Source organism: Actinocorallia longicatena (genome assembly GCF_039534125.1).
GTDB lineage: Bacteria > Actinomycetota > Actinomycetes > Streptosporangiales > Streptosporangiaceae > Actinocorallia > Actinocorallia longicatena.
Map to the genome: position 1 here is coordinate 72,338 of NZ_BAAAUV010000006.1, position 14,050 is coordinate 86,387.

14 protein-coding genes are annotated in these 14,050 nt (G+C 72.3%); 4 read left to right on the forward strand and 10 right to left on the reverse strand.

Features of this window, described 5'->3' with window-relative positions; genetic code table 11:
* Positions 1–5: 5 nt before the first annotated feature.
* Together ABD785_RS13690 and ABD785_RS13695 are read right to left on the reverse strand one after the other, a co-directional pair.
* The gene (locus ABD785_RS13690) at positions 6–803 is read right to left on the reverse strand and encodes an enoyl-CoA hydratase/isomerase family protein (RefSeq protein ID WP_344827325.1); all 798 of its coding nucleotides are present in this window, start codon (positions 801–803) and stop codon (positions 6–8) included.
* The gene (locus ABD785_RS13695) at positions 800–934 is read right to left on the reverse strand and encodes a hypothetical protein (RefSeq protein ID WP_344827328.1); all 135 of its coding nucleotides are present in this window, start codon (positions 932–934) and stop codon (positions 800–802) included. Before ABD785_RS13695 ends, ABD785_RS13690 begins: the two co-directional genes overlap by 4 nt.
* A gap of 65 nt (positions 935–999) precedes the next feature.
* Here ABD785_RS13695 and ABD785_RS13700 point away from each other — a divergent pair, with 65 nt between their 5' ends.
* Positions 1,000–1,803 (forward strand): SDR family NAD(P)-dependent oxidoreductase, encoded by an 804-nt coding sequence (locus ABD785_RS13700; protein ID WP_344827331.1) that lies wholly within the window; start codon positions 1,000–1,002, stop codon positions 1,801–1,803.
* A 9-nt stretch (positions 1,804–1,812) separates the two neighbouring features.
* On the opposite strand, the gene ABD785_RS13705 is transcribed toward ABD785_RS13700, so the two are convergent.
* From ABD785_RS13705 to ABD785_RS13715, 3 genes are read right to left on the reverse strand one after another with little or no spacing between them, the layout of a single operon-like run.
* Positions 1,813–2,676: an enoyl-CoA hydratase/isomerase family protein gene (locus ABD785_RS13705; RefSeq protein ID WP_344827335.1), complete on the reverse strand. Its 864-nt coding sequence runs from the start codon at positions 2,674–2,676 to the stop codon at positions 1,813–1,815.
* Positions 2,677–2,681: 5 nt separating this feature from the next.
* Positions 2,682–4,328: a class I adenylate-forming enzyme family protein gene (locus ABD785_RS13710; protein ID WP_344827339.1), complete on the reverse strand. Its 1,647-nt coding sequence runs from the start codon at positions 4,326–4,328 to the stop codon at positions 2,682–2,684.
* Complete coding sequence (locus tag ABD785_RS13715; protein WP_344827342.1) at positions 4,313–5,116, reverse strand: enoyl-CoA hydratase/isomerase family protein; 804 nt, start codon at positions 5,114–5,116, stop codon at positions 4,313–4,315. Before ABD785_RS13715 ends, ABD785_RS13710 begins: the two co-directional genes overlap by 16 nt.
* A 66-nt stretch (positions 5,117–5,182) precedes the next feature.
* Here ABD785_RS13715 and ABD785_RS13720 point away from each other — a divergent pair, with 66 nt between their 5' ends.
* The gene (locus ABD785_RS13720) at positions 5,183–6,721 is read left to right on the forward strand and encodes a class I adenylate-forming enzyme family protein (RefSeq protein ID WP_344827345.1); all 1,539 of its coding nucleotides are present in this window, start codon (positions 5,183–5,185) and stop codon (positions 6,719–6,721) included.
* A 43-nt stretch (positions 6,722–6,764) separates the two neighbouring features.
* Here ABD785_RS13720 and ABD785_RS13725 read toward each other — a convergent pair whose 3' ends face one another.
* The gene (locus tag ABD785_RS13725) at positions 6,765–7,700 is read right to left on the reverse strand and encodes an alpha/beta hydrolase (RefSeq protein WP_344827349.1); all 936 of its coding nucleotides are present in this window, start codon (positions 7,698–7,700) and stop codon (positions 6,765–6,767) included.
* A 174-nt stretch (positions 7,701–7,874) separates the two neighbouring features.
* On the opposite strand from ABD785_RS13725, the gene ABD785_RS13730 reads away from it, so the two are divergent.
* A complete protein-coding gene (locus tag ABD785_RS13730; protein WP_344827352.1) occupies positions 7,875–8,510 on the forward strand; it encodes a TetR/AcrR family transcriptional regulator in 636 nt (211 codons plus the stop codon).
* Positions 8,511–8,620: 110 nt separating this feature from the next.
* Entirely contained in the window at positions 8,621–9,904 is a 1,284-nt protein-coding gene (locus ABD785_RS13735; protein ID WP_344827357.1) for an amidohydrolase family protein, read from the forward strand.
* Between the two features lie 6 nt (positions 9,905–9,910).
* Here ABD785_RS13735 and ABD785_RS13740 read toward each other — a convergent pair whose 3' ends face one another.
* The 4 genes from ABD785_RS13740 to ABD785_RS13755 all read right to left on the reverse strand — a co-directional run bounded on the left by ABD785_RS13740 (position 9,911) and on the right by ABD785_RS13755 (position 14,041).
* Positions 9,911–10,621 carry a GntR family transcriptional regulator gene (locus ABD785_RS13740; protein ID WP_344827361.1) on the reverse strand — a complete coding sequence of 237 codons (711 nt, stop codon included), beginning with the start codon at positions 10,619–10,621 and terminating at the stop codon, positions 9,911–9,913.
* A 104-nt stretch (positions 10,622–10,725) separates the two neighbouring features.
* Positions 10,726–11,889 (reverse strand): thiolase family protein, encoded by a 1,164-nt coding sequence (locus ABD785_RS13745; RefSeq protein ID WP_344827365.1) that lies wholly within the window; start codon positions 11,887–11,889, stop codon positions 10,726–10,728.
* 29 nt (positions 11,890–11,918) lie between these two features.
* Positions 11,919–12,686: an SDR family NAD(P)-dependent oxidoreductase gene (locus ABD785_RS13750; RefSeq protein ID WP_344827369.1), complete on the reverse strand. Its 768-nt coding sequence runs from the start codon at positions 12,684–12,686 to the stop codon at positions 11,919–11,921.
* A gap of 116 nt (positions 12,687–12,802) precedes the next feature.
* A complete protein-coding gene (locus ABD785_RS13755) occupies positions 12,803–14,041 on the reverse strand; it encodes an acyl-CoA dehydrogenase family protein (protein WP_344827373.1) in 1,239 nt (412 codons plus the stop codon).
* Between the last annotated feature and the right edge of the window lie 9 nt (positions 14,042–14,050).

Genomic DNA, 14,050 nt, shown 5'->3' on the forward strand with positions numbered 1-14,050 from the left:
GGTCGTCATCGTCCGGTGAAGTCCGGGTCGCGGCGATCGGCGAAGGCGGCCAGGCCCTCGCGGAAGTCGGCCGTGCGGGAGGCGAGCTCGAGGCCGAACGCCTCGTCGGCCAGGGCGCGGGCGAGCGGGACCTCCGCCGATCTGAGCAGGCCCTGTTTCGTCAGGCCCAGCGCGACGGTCGGGCCGCGGCCCAGCGAGGCCACCAGCTCCAGCGCCCGTGCGTCAAGGTCGGCGGCGGGGACCGCCTCGTGGATCAGGCCCCAGCCGGCGGCGGTCGCGCCGCTCACCTTCTCTCCCAGCAGCAGCATCCGCCGGGCCCTGGCGAGCCCCACCAGCCGGGGCAGGAGCCAGGACGCCCCGCTGTCGGGGGTGAAGCCGCGGCGGACGAACGGCGCCCAGAAGACGGCGTCCTCGGCGGCCACGGTGAAGTCGGCGGCGAGTGCGAGCTGGCAGCCCAGCCCCGCCGCGACGCCCCGCACGGTGGCGACCACCGGGAGCTGGAGGGTCAGCAGCAGTTCGATCAGCCGGTGGCTCTGCAACGGCAGCCGGCGGACCAGGCTCGCCGGGCGCGGCCTGCCGCCCCCGGCGTTGGAGGCCACCCAGTCCGAGCCCGCGCAGAAGTCGGCGCCCGCGGCGGTGAGATGGACGGCGCGCAGGGAATCGTCCGTCGAGGCCTCCTCCAGCAGGGCGACGAGGTGCTCGATGGACGCCCTGTCGAGCGCGTTCCGTTTGGCCTGGCGGTCGAGGCGCAGGGTCAGGACGCCGTCCCGCACGTCGCGGTGGACGGCCGTCCCGGCGCTCACGCGACCCGCCCGGCATCGAGGGATTCGGCGAGGACGAGGGCGTGCTCGTCCGCGAGCCCCCCGCCGGGCCGCGCGAGGAAGTCGCGCAGTCCCGCGGTCAGCCCCGTGTCCTGGTCTTCGAGGAGGGACATGACACATGCCGCCTTTCTTACCTAAGATTGGTAAAACATAGGCTGCCGGGGAAGGGAAAGACAAGATGGACCTCGGTCTTGACGGAGCGACCGCCGTGGTCACCGGGGGCAGCAAGGGCATGGGGCGGGCCGTCGCCGAGGCCCTCGCCGCCGAGGGGGCGCGGGTCGCCGTCATGGCCCGCGGCCGGGACGCGCTCGACGCGACGGTCGACGCACTGTGGCAGGCGGGGGCGCGCGAGTGCGTGGGAATCACCGCCGACTTCGCCGACGCCGCCTCCGTCACCGCGGCCTTCGAGGAGATCGGCGCCCGCTGGGACGCGCTGAACGTCCTCGTGCACACCGTCGGTCCCGGCTCCGGCACCTTCGAGTCCCTCGACGACGCGGGCTGGGAGGACGCGTTCGGCCGGGGCACGCTGTCGGCCGTCAGGGCGGTGCGGTGCGCGCTTCCCCTGCTCCGCCGGGCCGAGTGGGCGCGGGTGTGCACCTTCGGAGCCGTCTCGGTCCGGCGGCCGAACGCCCGGACCGTCGCCTACTCCGCCGCGAAGGCCGCGTTGGCGAACCTCACCAAGAACCTGTCGAAGACCCTCGCCCCCGAGGGGATCCTGGTCAACTGCGTCTGCCCCGGCACGATCGTCACCGCGAGCTTCACCGAGGCCCTGCGTCCGGTCCTGGCCGCCGAGGGGCTCGACTCCGGCGATCCGGTGGCCGTCATGGAGTGGATCGGGCGGACCTTCCACGAGAGCGCGGGCCTGGGCCGGGCGGGCCTGCCCGAGGAGGTCGCGGCCCTCGCGGCGTTCCTGGTCTCCCGGCGCAACGGCTACGTCACCGGGGCGACGGTCAACGCCGACGGCGGCTCCGACTTCTACTGAGGGGGCCCGTCACGGCTCCGGGACCTCGAAGTGCTCGTCGCGCATCCGGAACGCCTCCTTCACCCCGTGCCGGGCGCGGGTCTTCACGAAGTTGAACTCGTCCTCCTCGAACCGCAGGTTGGTGCCGAAGGCGTGGAAGAGATAGCTCGCCACCTCCTCACCCTGGTAGGCCTGAAGCTGCTCGACGAGGCGGAAGGCCTCCTTCGCCATGACGATGCCGTCGGCCGGCATCTTGGCGATCTTCCTGGCCCACCAGTCCGCTCGGGCCTCGACCCGGCCGTCGTCCGTCACCTCGGTGAAGACGCCCAGGTGCTCGACGGTCTCCGCCGCGATCGTGTCCCCGGTGAGGAGCATCCGCCGGGCGAGCACCGGACCGAGCCGGTGGAAGAACAGGTGCAGCGAGCCCAGGGCGGGGCCGAGGAACCGGGTGGCGGGCATCCCGATCTTCGCGTCGCGGCCGACGACCGCGACGTCGGCCATCAGCGCCATCTCGAAGCCGCCGCCGAGGGCGTAGCCGCGCACCTCGGCCACGGTGGCCTTCGGGAAGCCCATGAAGTCGTGGTAGAAGTCGAAGGTCCTGCGGTCGACGGTGAGCCTGCGCCGCTGGCTGGGACGGCGCGGCCGTCCGCCGTCCGGCTCCTCGTCGTACCAGCCGTAGGCGTTGCCCATGTCGGCTCCGGTGCTGAAGACGCCGCCCGCGCCGCGCAGGAGCACGACCTTGACGTCGTCGTCGCCCGCCGCCGCGTCGAGGGCCGCCCCCAGCTGACGGCGCATGGCGGCGTCATAGGAGTTGCGGCGCTCGGCGTTGTCGAACGTGATCTTCGCGATCCCGGTCGTCTCGTCCCGCTCCAGCAGGATCCGTTGGTCGCCCAAGTGACTCACCCTTCCAGGGATCGGTCCTTCACGGTGTCGGGGGTGCCCGCGAGCCTGGCCTTGAGCGCGGGCAGGTCGAGCTTGCCGCTGGACATGGTCGGCACCTCGTCGTCGCGCAGGAGAAGCAGGCGCCGCGGCACCTTGTAGGCGGACAGGCGGGAGCGCAGGCCGGCGCGGAGGGCGTCGGGGTCGACGGGGGCGTGGCCCGCGGGGACGCGCACGGCCGCGGCCACGATCTGGCCCCGCGTCTCGTCGTCCACCCCGACGACATGGGCGGTGAGCCCGGACGCCGCGAGGATGGCCGCCTCGACCTCGCGCGGCGACACGTTCGCGCCACCGGTTTTGATCATCTCGCCGCCGCGGCCGTGGAAGTAGAAGAGGCCGTCGGCGTCGGTGGTGAACAGATCGCCCGTGTGGAACCAGGAGTCGGCGTCGAAGGCCTCCGCGCGTTCGCGGCCGTAGTAGCCCTCCATCAGGAAGGGGCCGCGCAGCCACAGTTCGCCGGTCTCGCCGGGGGCGCAGTCGGCCAGCCGCACGGGATCGACGACGCGGGCCTCGAATCCCGGGGCGGGCCGGCCGAACGAGCCGCGCCGGTGCTCCGGCTGGTCGTCCTCGTCGGCGCTGAGCAGGCACACGCTCCCGGTCTCGGTCATGCCGAGCATGTTGTGGCGCAGCTCGGGGTCGGCCGGGCGGACGCCACCGGGCAGGATCGGCCACAAATTGCCCCGGCGGATCGAGGTGAGGTCGCGCCGGGCGAAGGAGGGGTCCGCCGGTAGGTGGGCGACCGACGCCGCGAACCCGTTGACGAGCGTCGGCCGGGTCCGCTCCAGGACGTCGAGGACCCCGGCTGCGTCGGGGGCGTTCGAGCAGACCAGGGTCCCCCCGGCGAGGACCGTGCCGAGCAGGACGAACGCGAAGCCGCCGATCCAGAAGAACGGCGAGTTGGAGAAGCAGACCTCGTGCTCGTCGATCCGCCGGATCGCGTTGAGGTTCGCCATGTGCCTGATCAGCGGCCCGTGCAGATGGACGACGCCCTTCGGGGAGCTCGTCGAGCCCGAGGTGTGGACGACGACCATCCGGTCCGCGGGCCGCACGGCCGCCTCGACCCCGGCCAGGAGAGCGTCGCCGATCCCGGCGCCGCCCGCGGTCAGCGCCGCGAGCGACAGGTCCGCGGGCACGTCCGGGCCGTCGAGGGCGACGCGCCGCAGGGCCGGCACGGCCGTCGCGCCGAACTCCGGGACGGCCTCGCGCAGCTTGGCGAGATGGTCATGCGAGCGGTGGGAGCGGGCTCCGAGCAGGATCTCGATGTCGGCGCCGCGGAGCAGGCCGCGCAGTTCGGCGGCGGTCGAGAAGGTGCTGAAGGGGAAGGTGACGGCGCCGATCCTGGCCGCGGCGAGCCAGGCCACCACGAACGCCGCTCCGTTGGGGTGGAGCAGCCCGACATGCGTTCCCTTGCCCGCGCCCGCCGCCAGCAGGGCCTTCGCCAGCTCCGCCGACCGGCGCTCCGCCTCGGCGTAGGTCAGCACCTCGTCGTCGCAGACGAGCAGCGTGTGCCCGCCCCGTTCCGCCGCCCGCGCGGCGAGCAGGGCCGGGACGGTCAGCGGAAGGCCGTCGCCCGCGTCGACGACCGCCGAGGTCACCGGCACTGCCACTTCGGATCGCGCTTCTCGACGAACGCCCGCGGACCCTCCAGCGCGTCCTCGGTCAGGTTGACCCGTTCCCGGTAGGTCTCCGCGAGGATCTCGCCCTCGTGCATCGGGAGGTCGAGGGACTTGTGGATCGCCAGCCGGGTGCCGCGGACGGCGAGCGGGGCGTTGCGGTTGACCAGCGCCGCCACCTCATAGGCCCGCTCCAGGAGCGAGGCGGCCGGGACGACCTCCGAGACGAGGCCGAGCTCGTAGGCCCGCCGCGCGTTCATCCGCTCATGCCGTCCGGTCAGGGCCATCCGCAGGGCGACGGTCCTGGGCAGCACCCGGGCCAGCCGGACCGACTCGCGGGCCGAGACCAGGCCGATGCTCACGTGCGGGTCGAAGAACTCGGCCGTGTCCGCCGCGATGACGATGTCGCTCGTGGTGACCAGGTCGAGGCCCGCCCCGCAGCACAGCCCGTTGACCGCGGTGATGATCGGCTTGGCCATCGTCCGGAACGGCGGGGTCGCCTCCTGCGGCGCCTCCCAGTGCCCGTACACCGACAGGAACGGCTCCGGGGCGATGCCCTTGCCGTCCTCGGGGATGTCGGTGACGCTCGCCCCGGCGCAGAAGGCCCGGCCGTTCCCGGTGACCAGGAGCAGCCAGACGTCGTCGTCGGCCTCGGCCCGCGCGTAGGCGGCACCGAGCTCGCGGATCATCTCGGGGGTGATGGCGTTGAGCTTGTCAGGACGGTCGAAGGTGATCGTGGCGACACGGTCGGCCACGTGGTACTGGATCGTCTCGAACTCCATGCGTCCCACTCCTTACATCGGTCGAATCCTATAGATATTTCCGAGCGAGCGTCTACACTCCGGCAGATGGCAGTGATCCAGGAGGAACCCCCCGGGCCGGACGGCCTCTGGGGTCTCGTGCGGAGGGCGGCGCGGCTGCGGCCGGACGCGGTCGTCCTGGCCGACGACCACGGCAGGTCGCTTTCGGCCCTCGCGTTCCACGACGAGGCCGAGCGCGCGGCGGCCGGACTGTGGGAGCTGGGGGTGCGGCCGGGCGAGGTCGTGTCCTGGCAGCTCCCGACGGTGCTCGAGGCCGCGGTGCTCCTCGCGGCCTGCGCCCGGCTCGGCGCCGTCCAGAACCCGGTCGTCCCGATCCTGCGCGAACGGGAGGTCGGCTTCATCGCCGGGCAGGTCGGCCCCCGGCTGCTGGTGGTGCCCGAGCGCTGGCAGGGATTCGAGCACGGCGCGATGGCCCGGAGGCTCGTGCCGCGGACGCTCGTCCTCGACCTCGGAAAGCCGCCGTCCGGGCCGGGGATCCGGCTGCCCGCCGGCGACCTCGGCGTCCTGCCCGGCCCGCCGGCCGACCCGGCGGCCTGCCGATGGATCTACTACTCCTCCGGGACGACCGCCGACCCCAAGGGCGTGCGCCACTGCGACGCCGGACTGATCGCGGCCGCTCTGGGCGCCATCGAGCACCAGCAGCGGAACCCGGCGGACGTCAGCCCGGTCGCGTGGCCGTTCGCGCACATCGGCGGCGTCTCGCTGCTCGCCTCGGTCCTGACGGCAGGCGGGCGGCTCGTGTTCTTCGACGCCTTCGATCCCCAGGCCGGTCCCGGCCGCATGGCCGCTCACCGGCCCACGATCCTCGGCTCGGCGACCCCGTTCTTCCAGGCCTTCATCGCCGCCCAGCGGCGCCACGGCGACCGGCCGCTCTTCCCCGCGCTCCGCGTCTGCCTGTCCGGCGGCGCGGCCGTGCCGGAGACGGTCAACCGGGAGGTCGCCGACGTTCTCGGCGTGCCCGGCGTGTTCGCGGCCTGGGGCCTCACCGAGTTCCCGATCGCCACCAGCGAGACACCCGCCGACCCCGGCGCCGGAACGACCGTCGGACGGCCGACTCCGGGAGTCAGCGTCCGCGTCGTCGACGGGGAGCTGCGGCTCAAGGGCCCCCAGTGCTTCCTCGGCTATGTCGATCCCGCGCTCGACGCCGACGCCTTCGACGAGGACGGCTGGTTCAGGACCGGCGATCTCGGCCATGTCGGCGGCGACGGCCGGGTCCGGATCTCCGGGCGGCTCAAGGACGTGATCATCCGCAATGCGGAGAACGTCTCGGCCCTCGACGTCGAGAACGTGGTCCTGCGCCATCCGGCCGTCACCGACGCCGCGGTCGTCGGCGTGCCCGACCCCCGCACGGGTGAGCGCGTGTGCGCCGTCGTGGTGCTCCGGTCCGGCCACGAACTCACGCTGGCGGACCTGTCCGCGCACTGCCTGGCCGAGGGCCTCGCCCGGTACAAGACCCCCGAACGGCTGGTCGTGACCACCCTGCTCCCCCACAATCCCATGGGCAAGATCCTCAAACACGAGCTCAGAGCCAGGCTCACCGCCGAGTCCGATGCTCAAAACATCTAGACCTTTAAGGAGGGCCGGTGACGCGGGCGATCCCCGCGCGCTCCTACAGGGCCGACATGGCGCGCAGACGGTCGGCGATCGCCTCGCGGACGAGGTCGGACCGCGGGGCGCAGAGATCGAACCCGTGCGCCGCGCCGGGCCGGACGTGCAGTTCGACCGGAACGTGCGCGGCGGTCAGCCGCTCGGCGAAGTCGAGGGTCTGGTCGCGGACGATGTCCAGTTCGCCGACCTCCAGATAGGTCCTGGGCAGGCCCGACAGGTCCTTCGCGCGGGCGGGCACCTGGTAGGGGGTGGCCTCGCGCTCCCGATCCGCACCGCCGAGGATCAGCCTCCACGCCAGGTCGTTCAGCTCGTGCGTCCACTGGGTGCCGAGCCCCCGCGAGGCGCACGGCGCGGTCCCGCGGTCGTCGAGCATCGGATAGACCAGCATCTGGAGGGCCAGTTCCGGGCCGCCGGCGTCGCGGGCGAGCAGGGCCGTCCCCGCCGCGAGCGCGCCGCCGGCGCTGTCGCCCGCGATCCCGATCCGCGCGGGGTCGAAGCCCAGGTCGGCGGCGTACTCGGCCAGCCAGGCCAGGGCGGCGTGGCAGTCCTCGACCGGGCCGACCTCGGCCCCGGCGGGTGCGGGCCGGTAGCCGACGGCCGCGACCGCGACGTCGGCGCCCAGCGCGTAGCGGCGGCACATGGTGTCGCAGTCGTCGAGCTCGCGGTCGAGCAGGCCGGCGCCGTGCACGTAGAGGAGCACGGCACGCGGATAGAGGCCGGCCTTCCGGTAGATCCGCAAGGGGAGCGGGACGCCGTCCTCCGCGGGGACGTTGTACCGGTCGACGGTCACCCCCCTGCCCGGGGGCGCGGGCGGCCCGTGCATGAGGTCGAGGAGTTCGTGGATCGCGTGCCAGTCGCGGCCGGCCCGCATCTCCGACAGGTCGGTGGCGGGCCCTCGCACCCGCAGGACCGTGAGGATCTCCTCGTCGAGCTTCATCACTGGATTCTCCGCTCCGCCCGCCCGCACCGCCTGGCAGGGCAAAGTCTGGAACGAGGGTTCTCTCGTGTCAAGGCGTGATTCATCATTATGAACGAAGGTTCAGTCTGTTGGTCGCCGGGTCATCCGGCCCGGTAGGCTGTTCGCCGACGCACCTGGAGAGCGGACGAACGAATGAGCCAGCGCAGTCTGCGGGAGCAGCGCAGAGAGCAACGACGGGCCCTGAGCCGCGACCAGATCCTGGACGTCGCCGAGCAGGTCTTCGCGCGCAAGGGGTACCACGAGGCCTCGTTGCGGGAGATCGCCGAGCTGGCGGAGTACTCGGTCGGCGCCGTCTACGGGTTCTTCACCGGCAAGGAGGACCTCTACCAGGCGATCTTCCTGCGCCGGCGCGCGGACTTCGTTCCCGGAATGAGCGAGATCATCGGTTCCGGCCTGCCGGCGGACCAGCAGCTCCTGGCCCTCGCCGAGTGGCAGGTCGAGTTCTTCCGCATCCATCCGGAGTTCGGGCGGCTGGTCCTGCGCGGCGGCGCGATCGTCACCCCGCTGGCCGACCCCGCCGAGGGCAGCCACCTCCTCGACGACTTCCGGCGCTCCCTCGACGTGCAGGCCGACCTCTTCCGGCGAGGCCGGAACGAGGGCGTCCTGCGGGAGGGCGATCCGCAGCTGCTCGCCCGGATGTTCTCCGGCCTGGTCAGCGCGTTCCAGGCCACCGAGCTCGCGACGGCGGGACCGGACCGGGCCCCGATGCCGCTGGCGATCCTGCTCGAGTCCGTCAGCGCCGCTTTCATCGTCCAACCGGCCCGCTGACGCCCCGGACCCCGGCCGCACGGGGCTCTTGTGCCCGGTACTGAACTGCGGTTCACTCTACTGAGATAGCCGTTCATCTCGCAGGCCGGCCGCACCCCCCGAGGAGCACCGTGGACGCCGCAGACATGATCATGATCAGCGTCGACGACCATGTCGTCGAGCCGCCGGACCTGTTCTCCGGCCATCTGCCCGCCCGGTACATGGACGCGGCCCCGAAGGTCGTCAAGCAGAAGGACGGCTCGGACGTCTGGACCTTCGGCGGATCGATCATCCCCAACATCGGCCTCAACGCCGTGGCCGGCCGGCCGAAGGAGGAGTACGGCATCGAGCCGACCGCCTTCGACGAGATGCGTCCCGGCTGCTACGACATCGACGAGCGCGTCAAGGACATGAACGCCGGCGGCATCCTGGCGTCGATGAACTTCCCCTCCTTCCCCGGCTTCGCCGGCCGCCTGTTCGCCGCCGACCCCGACAAGGACCTGGCGCTCGCCGTCCTGCGCGCCTACAACGACTGGCACATCGACGAGTGGGCCGGACGCCATCCCGGCCGCATCATCCCGATGGCCCTCCCGATCCTCTGGGACGCCGAGGAGTGCGCCCGGGAGATCCGGCGCGTGGCCCGCAAGGGCTGCCACTCCGTGACGTTCACCGAGAACCCCTCGACGCTCGGCTTCCCCAGTTTCCACAACGACTACTGGGACCCTCTGTGGCGGGCGGCGTCGGAGGAGAACGTCGTCATCTCCATCCACCTGGGCTCGTCCGGCCGCCTGTCGGTGACCTCACCCGACGCACCCGTCGACGTCATGATCACGCTTCAGCCGATGAACATCTGCCAGGCGGCCGCCGACCTGCTCTGGTCGCGGGTCATCAAGAACTTCCCCGACGTCCGCTTCGCCCTGTCCGAAGGCGGTACGGGCTGGATCCCCTACTTCCTGGACCGCGTCGACCGGACCTACGACATGCACCGGCTCTGGACCGGCCAGGACTTCGGCGGGCGGCTGCCCAGCGAGGTCTTCCGCGAGCACTTCCTGACGTGCTTCATCTCCGACCCGGTCGGCGTCATCCTGCGCGACATGATCGGTATCGACAACATCGCCTGGGAGTGCGACTACCCGCACTCCGACTCCTCCTGGCCGAACGCCCCCGAGGAGCTCGCCGCGGTCGCCGCCGGGGTGCCCGACACCGACCTCGACAAGATGACCTACCAGAACGCGATGCGCTGGTACTCCTTCGACCCGTTCGTGAACGGCCGGACGAAGGAGAACGCCACCGTCGGGGCGCTGCGCGCCGAGGCCGGCGATCACGACGTCGCCGTCCGCCCGCGCGACAAGGGCCGCTTCGAGAAGTCCGTGGGCCTCGAGATCGGCGAGATGGTCAGGAAGGCGACGACCTGAGACGGGTCAGCCGGCGGGCTCAGACCCTAGGCTGCCCTCGAACATCCCGCGCCGCTCGAACAGCTCCACCACGAGATCGCCCTGCCGGCGCAGCAGGACCGCGTACTCCCGCTCGGCGATCTCGGAGTAGCCGCGGGAGATCGCGGCCACGATCGCCCCGGTCCCGGCCCGTACGACCTTCTCCGAACCCGGCACGAGCTCGAAGAAGTCCCCCGGCACGATGTCGGTCATCTGGCGGAACACCGTGCGGAGCCGGGGCGAGCCGGCCCCGGCGATGACCGTGCCGTGGAATTCCCGGACGAGCCGGGAGAGCTCGGCCGTGTCCCTGGTCCTGGCGATGCGCTTCTGCAGGGCCTCGAGCGGTTCGGCCAGCGCGATGCCGCGGCGCTCGACGGCCCGCCGTACCGCGAAACCGAAGAAGAGCCCGTTGAGCTCGTAGTGATCGCGGATCGAGGGCTCGTCGAGCATGTTCACGTAGGCGCCGCGGTGGGCGATCTGGGTGACCCAGCCCTCGTGCTCCAGCGCGATGAGCGCCTCGCGGACGGGGATCCGGGAGACACCGAGCGTCTTGGCGATCGCGTCCTGCGGGACCCTCTGGCCGGGCCTCAGCACGCCGTCGAAGATGAGCCTGCGGACGTAGATCCGGACCTGCTCACCGCTGCTCAGCCTGGCGAGGCTCTCTCCCGGAAGCGGAGCCGGGCCGTCGTCCGCGGACATCGGGCCCGAGCTCTCCTGCCGTCGTGCGATCGGTCTCACTTCCTCGCCTTGGAACGTCCGGCGCCTGGCCGACTCCAGCAGAATAAGATATCAGATCTGCTCTTTCAGATGATCTCCAGGACCATCGCCGAGCCCATGCCGCCGCCCGCGCACATGGACACGCAGCCGAGGTTCCGGCCGCGCCGCCGCAGCTCACCGATCATGGTGACGGCCATCCGGGCCCCGGTCGCGGCGATCGGGTGACCGAGCCCGCAGCCGCTGCCGTTCACGTTGACCCGGTCGTGGTCCAGGCCCAGGGCACGGCCGCAGGCGACGGCCACCGTCGTGAACGCCTCGTTGATCTCGAACAGGTCGATGTCGGAGACCTTCATCCCGGCCCGGTCGAGCGCCTTGGGCACGGCCAGGGCGGGGGCCAGGCCCGTCCGCTCGGGTTCGACGCCGACCGAGGCCCAGGAGACGATCCGGGCGAGCGGGGTCAGGCCGTGGGCGCGGGCGTAGTCGTCGGAGACCACGGCGACCGCCGCGGCGGCGTCGTTGAGGCCCGCCGCATTCCCGGCCGTGATGACGGCCCCGTCCAGTTCCGGGTGGAGGAGCCGCAGCCCCGCGAGGCTCTCCGCGGTGCTGCCCGCGCGGGGGTGCTCGTCGGTGTCGAAGACCCCCCCGCCCGGGAGGTCCACGGGGACGATCTCGGCGGCGAAGTGGCCGTCGGCGATGGAGCGGGCGGCGCGCAGATGCGAGTGGAGCGCCCAGTGGTCGGCGTCGGCGCGGCTGATCCCGGCCAGCCGGGCGGTGTTCTCGCCGACCGTCACGGACATGTCGAAGGCGGGCGCGCCGGGCGTCTCCGGGTGGCTCGGCGACATCCACCTCCGGTAGTCACGGGCCGAGGCGGGCGTGGACTTGAGGGTCTGGGGCATCGAGCTGAGGCTCTCGGTGCCGCCCGCGACCACGACCCGGTCCATGCCCGAGCGGATCGACCCGGCCGCGATCTGGAGGGCGCTGAGCCCGGCGGCGCAGTGACGGTTGTCGGCCATCCCGGGGATGTGCGGCAGCCCCGCCTCGACGGCGACGTACCGGGCGATGACCCCGCCGCCCTGCAACGACTCGGCGAGGACGAGGTCGTCGATGTCCGCGGCGGGCAGCCCGGCCCGTTCGATGACGGCGGTGACCGCCGTCCTGGCCAGCTGGAAGGCGTCGACGTCGACCAGCGAGCCCTTGTTCGCCTTGCCGATGGGGGTCCGCGCGACGGCGACGATCACTGCTTCGGGCATCGGATTCCTCCGGGGGTCGTGGCCTGGGGTCAGCGGGGCGCGAAGCGCTGGCCGCCGTCCAGCCGGATGGTCTGGCCGTTGAGCATGGGGTTCTTCACGATCGCCTCCGCGAGCATGGCGTACTCGCTCGGCAGGCCGGCGCGGCGCGGGAACGCCGCGTCCTTGGTGAGCTCGGCGATGATGCTGTCGGGCGCGCCCTCCAGCAGACCGGTCGCGAACAGGCTCGGCGCGATCGCGAGGACACGGATGCCCAGGCTGCCCAGGTCGCGGGCCATCGTGAGGCTCATCCCGGCGATCCCGGCCTTCGCCGCGGTGTAGGAGACCTGGCCGACCTGGCCTTCGAAGGCCGCGATCGAGGAGGTGTTGATGATGACGCCCCGCTCGCCGCCCTCGTCGGGATCGTTCTTGCTCATGCTCCAGGCCTGGAGCCGGTTGAGGTTGAAGGTCGCGACGAGGTTGAGCTCGACGATCCGGCGGAACTCCGCCAGGGGCAGCGGGCCGTCCCGGTTGATGGTCCGCTTGCTGACGGCGCCGCCCGCGGTGTTGACCGCGATGTGCAGGGCGCCGTGCGCCTCCAGCGCCTCGGCCAGGGCCGCCTCGGTGCCCTCGGCGTCGGTGACGTCGCAGGGGTGGAAGGTCGCCGTGCCGCCCAGGGCCGCGGCGGTCTCGGCGCCGCGCCCCGCCGGCAGGTCCAGGATCGCGACGGTGGCTCCGCCCGCCGCGAGGGCCTCCGCCGTGGCGCGTCCCATGCCCGAGCCTCCGCCCACGACGACGGCGGCCTTCTTGTTCACGTCCACGTGGCATCTCCGCTTCTCGATGCGATTATGAAAATTATATATATCATCAAATCTATATATCGGAGCGCAGGAGCACGGCCCCGGCCGGGGTCAGCCCGCCGCTGGTCATGTCCGGCTCACCGTCCGCGCCTGACCTGGCTGAAGGGGATGTCGCGGTCGGGGGCGGGCTCGCGGGGCATGCCCAGGAGCCGCTCGCTGACGATGTTCCGGGCGATCTCCGTGGTGCCGCCGCCCAGGCTCGCGCTCTGCCGGGACAGGAAGCCGATGCCCGCCCTTCCCTGGAGGCCGGGGTCGCCCCAGGCGCCGGTCGCCGCCCCCGCTCCCGCGATCTTGAGTGCGAGGTCGTCGTTGAGCTGGGCGGACTCGGCGGCCAGCAGCCGCAGGAGCGACGACGCCGCCAGCGGCAGGACGCCCGACTCCATCGCCCGCACCACGCGGGCGGCCGTCTGCCGCTGGACCGCGCTCAGGGCCAGGGCCTCCCCGACCATCTCGCGGACGGCCGGATCACCGGCGAGGCCCGCGGCTCGTGCGACGTCGACGGGGGCGACCTTCGGCAGCATCCGTGGTCTGCCCCGGCCGCTGGTGTAGGGCGATCCGCCGCCCAGGGAGTTGCGCTCGTGGAAGAGCTGCCGGGAGGCGACGGTCCAGCCGCCGCCGACCTCCCCGACGACCGCCGAGTCCGGCAGCACCACGTCGTCGAAGAACTCCTCGCAGAACTCGCGCGACCCGCTGACCATGCGGATGCGGTTCATGGTGACGCCCGGGGCCTTGGCCGGCACGAGGAACATCGTCAGGCCCTGGTGCTTGGGGACGTCCCAGTCGGTGCGGGCGAGGCACAGCCCCCAGTCCGCGGCGTAGGCCGAGGTGCTCCAGGTCTTGGCGCCGTTGAGGATCCAGTGGTCGCCGTCGCGGTCGGCGCGGGTGGTCAGGCCCGCCAGGTCCGATCCGCCGCCCGGCTCGGACAGGAACTGGCAGAGCACCTCGTCGCCGCGGATCGCCGCGCCGATCCGGTCCCGCTTCTGCTCCTCGCTGCCCACGTCGAGCAGGGTCGCGGCGCAGATCGCGAACGTCGGGATGTTGAGATGCAGCGGCATCTCGTAGTCCTGGCTCTCGTCGTTGAACGCCTCCTGGTGGGCGGGCGTGAGGCCGAGGCCGCCGTAGGCGCGCGGGAAGCAGATCCCGGCGAAACCGCCCTCGTACAGCCGCTTCTGGAGTTCACGGGCGGCCAGCCATTCGTGGACGTCGTCGTCGACCAGGGCGGGCGGCCGGACGTCCCTCGGCTCCATGTTCGCCGCCAGCCAGGCCCGCGCCCTCAGGCGGAAGTCCTCGACGCTCTCGGTCGTGCTCTCGGTCATCGCGGATCA

Excerpts from the sequence above, each read along its gene's own strand:
- ABD785_RS13695 (WP_344827328.1), bottom strand. The coding sequence starts at position 934 with ATGTCCCTCCTCGAAGACCAGGACACGGGGCTGACCGCGGGACTGCGC.
- ABD785_RS13700 (WP_344827331.1), top strand. The coding sequence starts at position 1,000 with ATGGACCTCGGTCTTGACGGAGCGACCGCCGTGGTCACCGGGGGCAGC.
- ABD785_RS13715 (WP_344827342.1), bottom strand. The coding sequence starts at position 5,116 with ATGGAGTTCGAGACGATCCAGTACCACGTGGCCGACCGTGTCGCCACG.
- ABD785_RS13720 (WP_344827345.1), top strand. The coding sequence starts at position 5,183 with ATGGCAGTGATCCAGGAGGAACCCCCCGGGCCGGACGGCCTCTGGGGT.
- ABD785_RS13725 (WP_344827349.1), bottom strand. The coding sequence starts at position 7,700 with ATGAAGCTCGACGAGGAGATCCTCACGGTCCTGCGGGTGCGAGGGCCC.
- ABD785_RS13730 (WP_344827352.1), top strand. The coding sequence starts at position 7,875 with ATGAGCCAGCGCAGTCTGCGGGAGCAGCGCAGAGAGCAACGACGGGCC.
- ABD785_RS13740 (WP_344827361.1), bottom strand. The coding sequence starts at position 10,621 with ATGTCCGCGGACGACGGCCCGGCTCCGCTTCCGGGAGAGAGCCTCGCC.
- ABD785_RS13745 (WP_344827365.1), bottom strand. The coding sequence starts at position 11,889 with ATGCCCGAAGCAGTGATCGTCGCCGTCGCGCGGACCCCCATCGGCAAG.
- ABD785_RS13755 (WP_344827373.1), bottom strand. The coding sequence starts at position 14,041 with ATGACCGAGAGCACGACCGAGAGCGTCGAGGACTTCCGCCTGAGGGCG.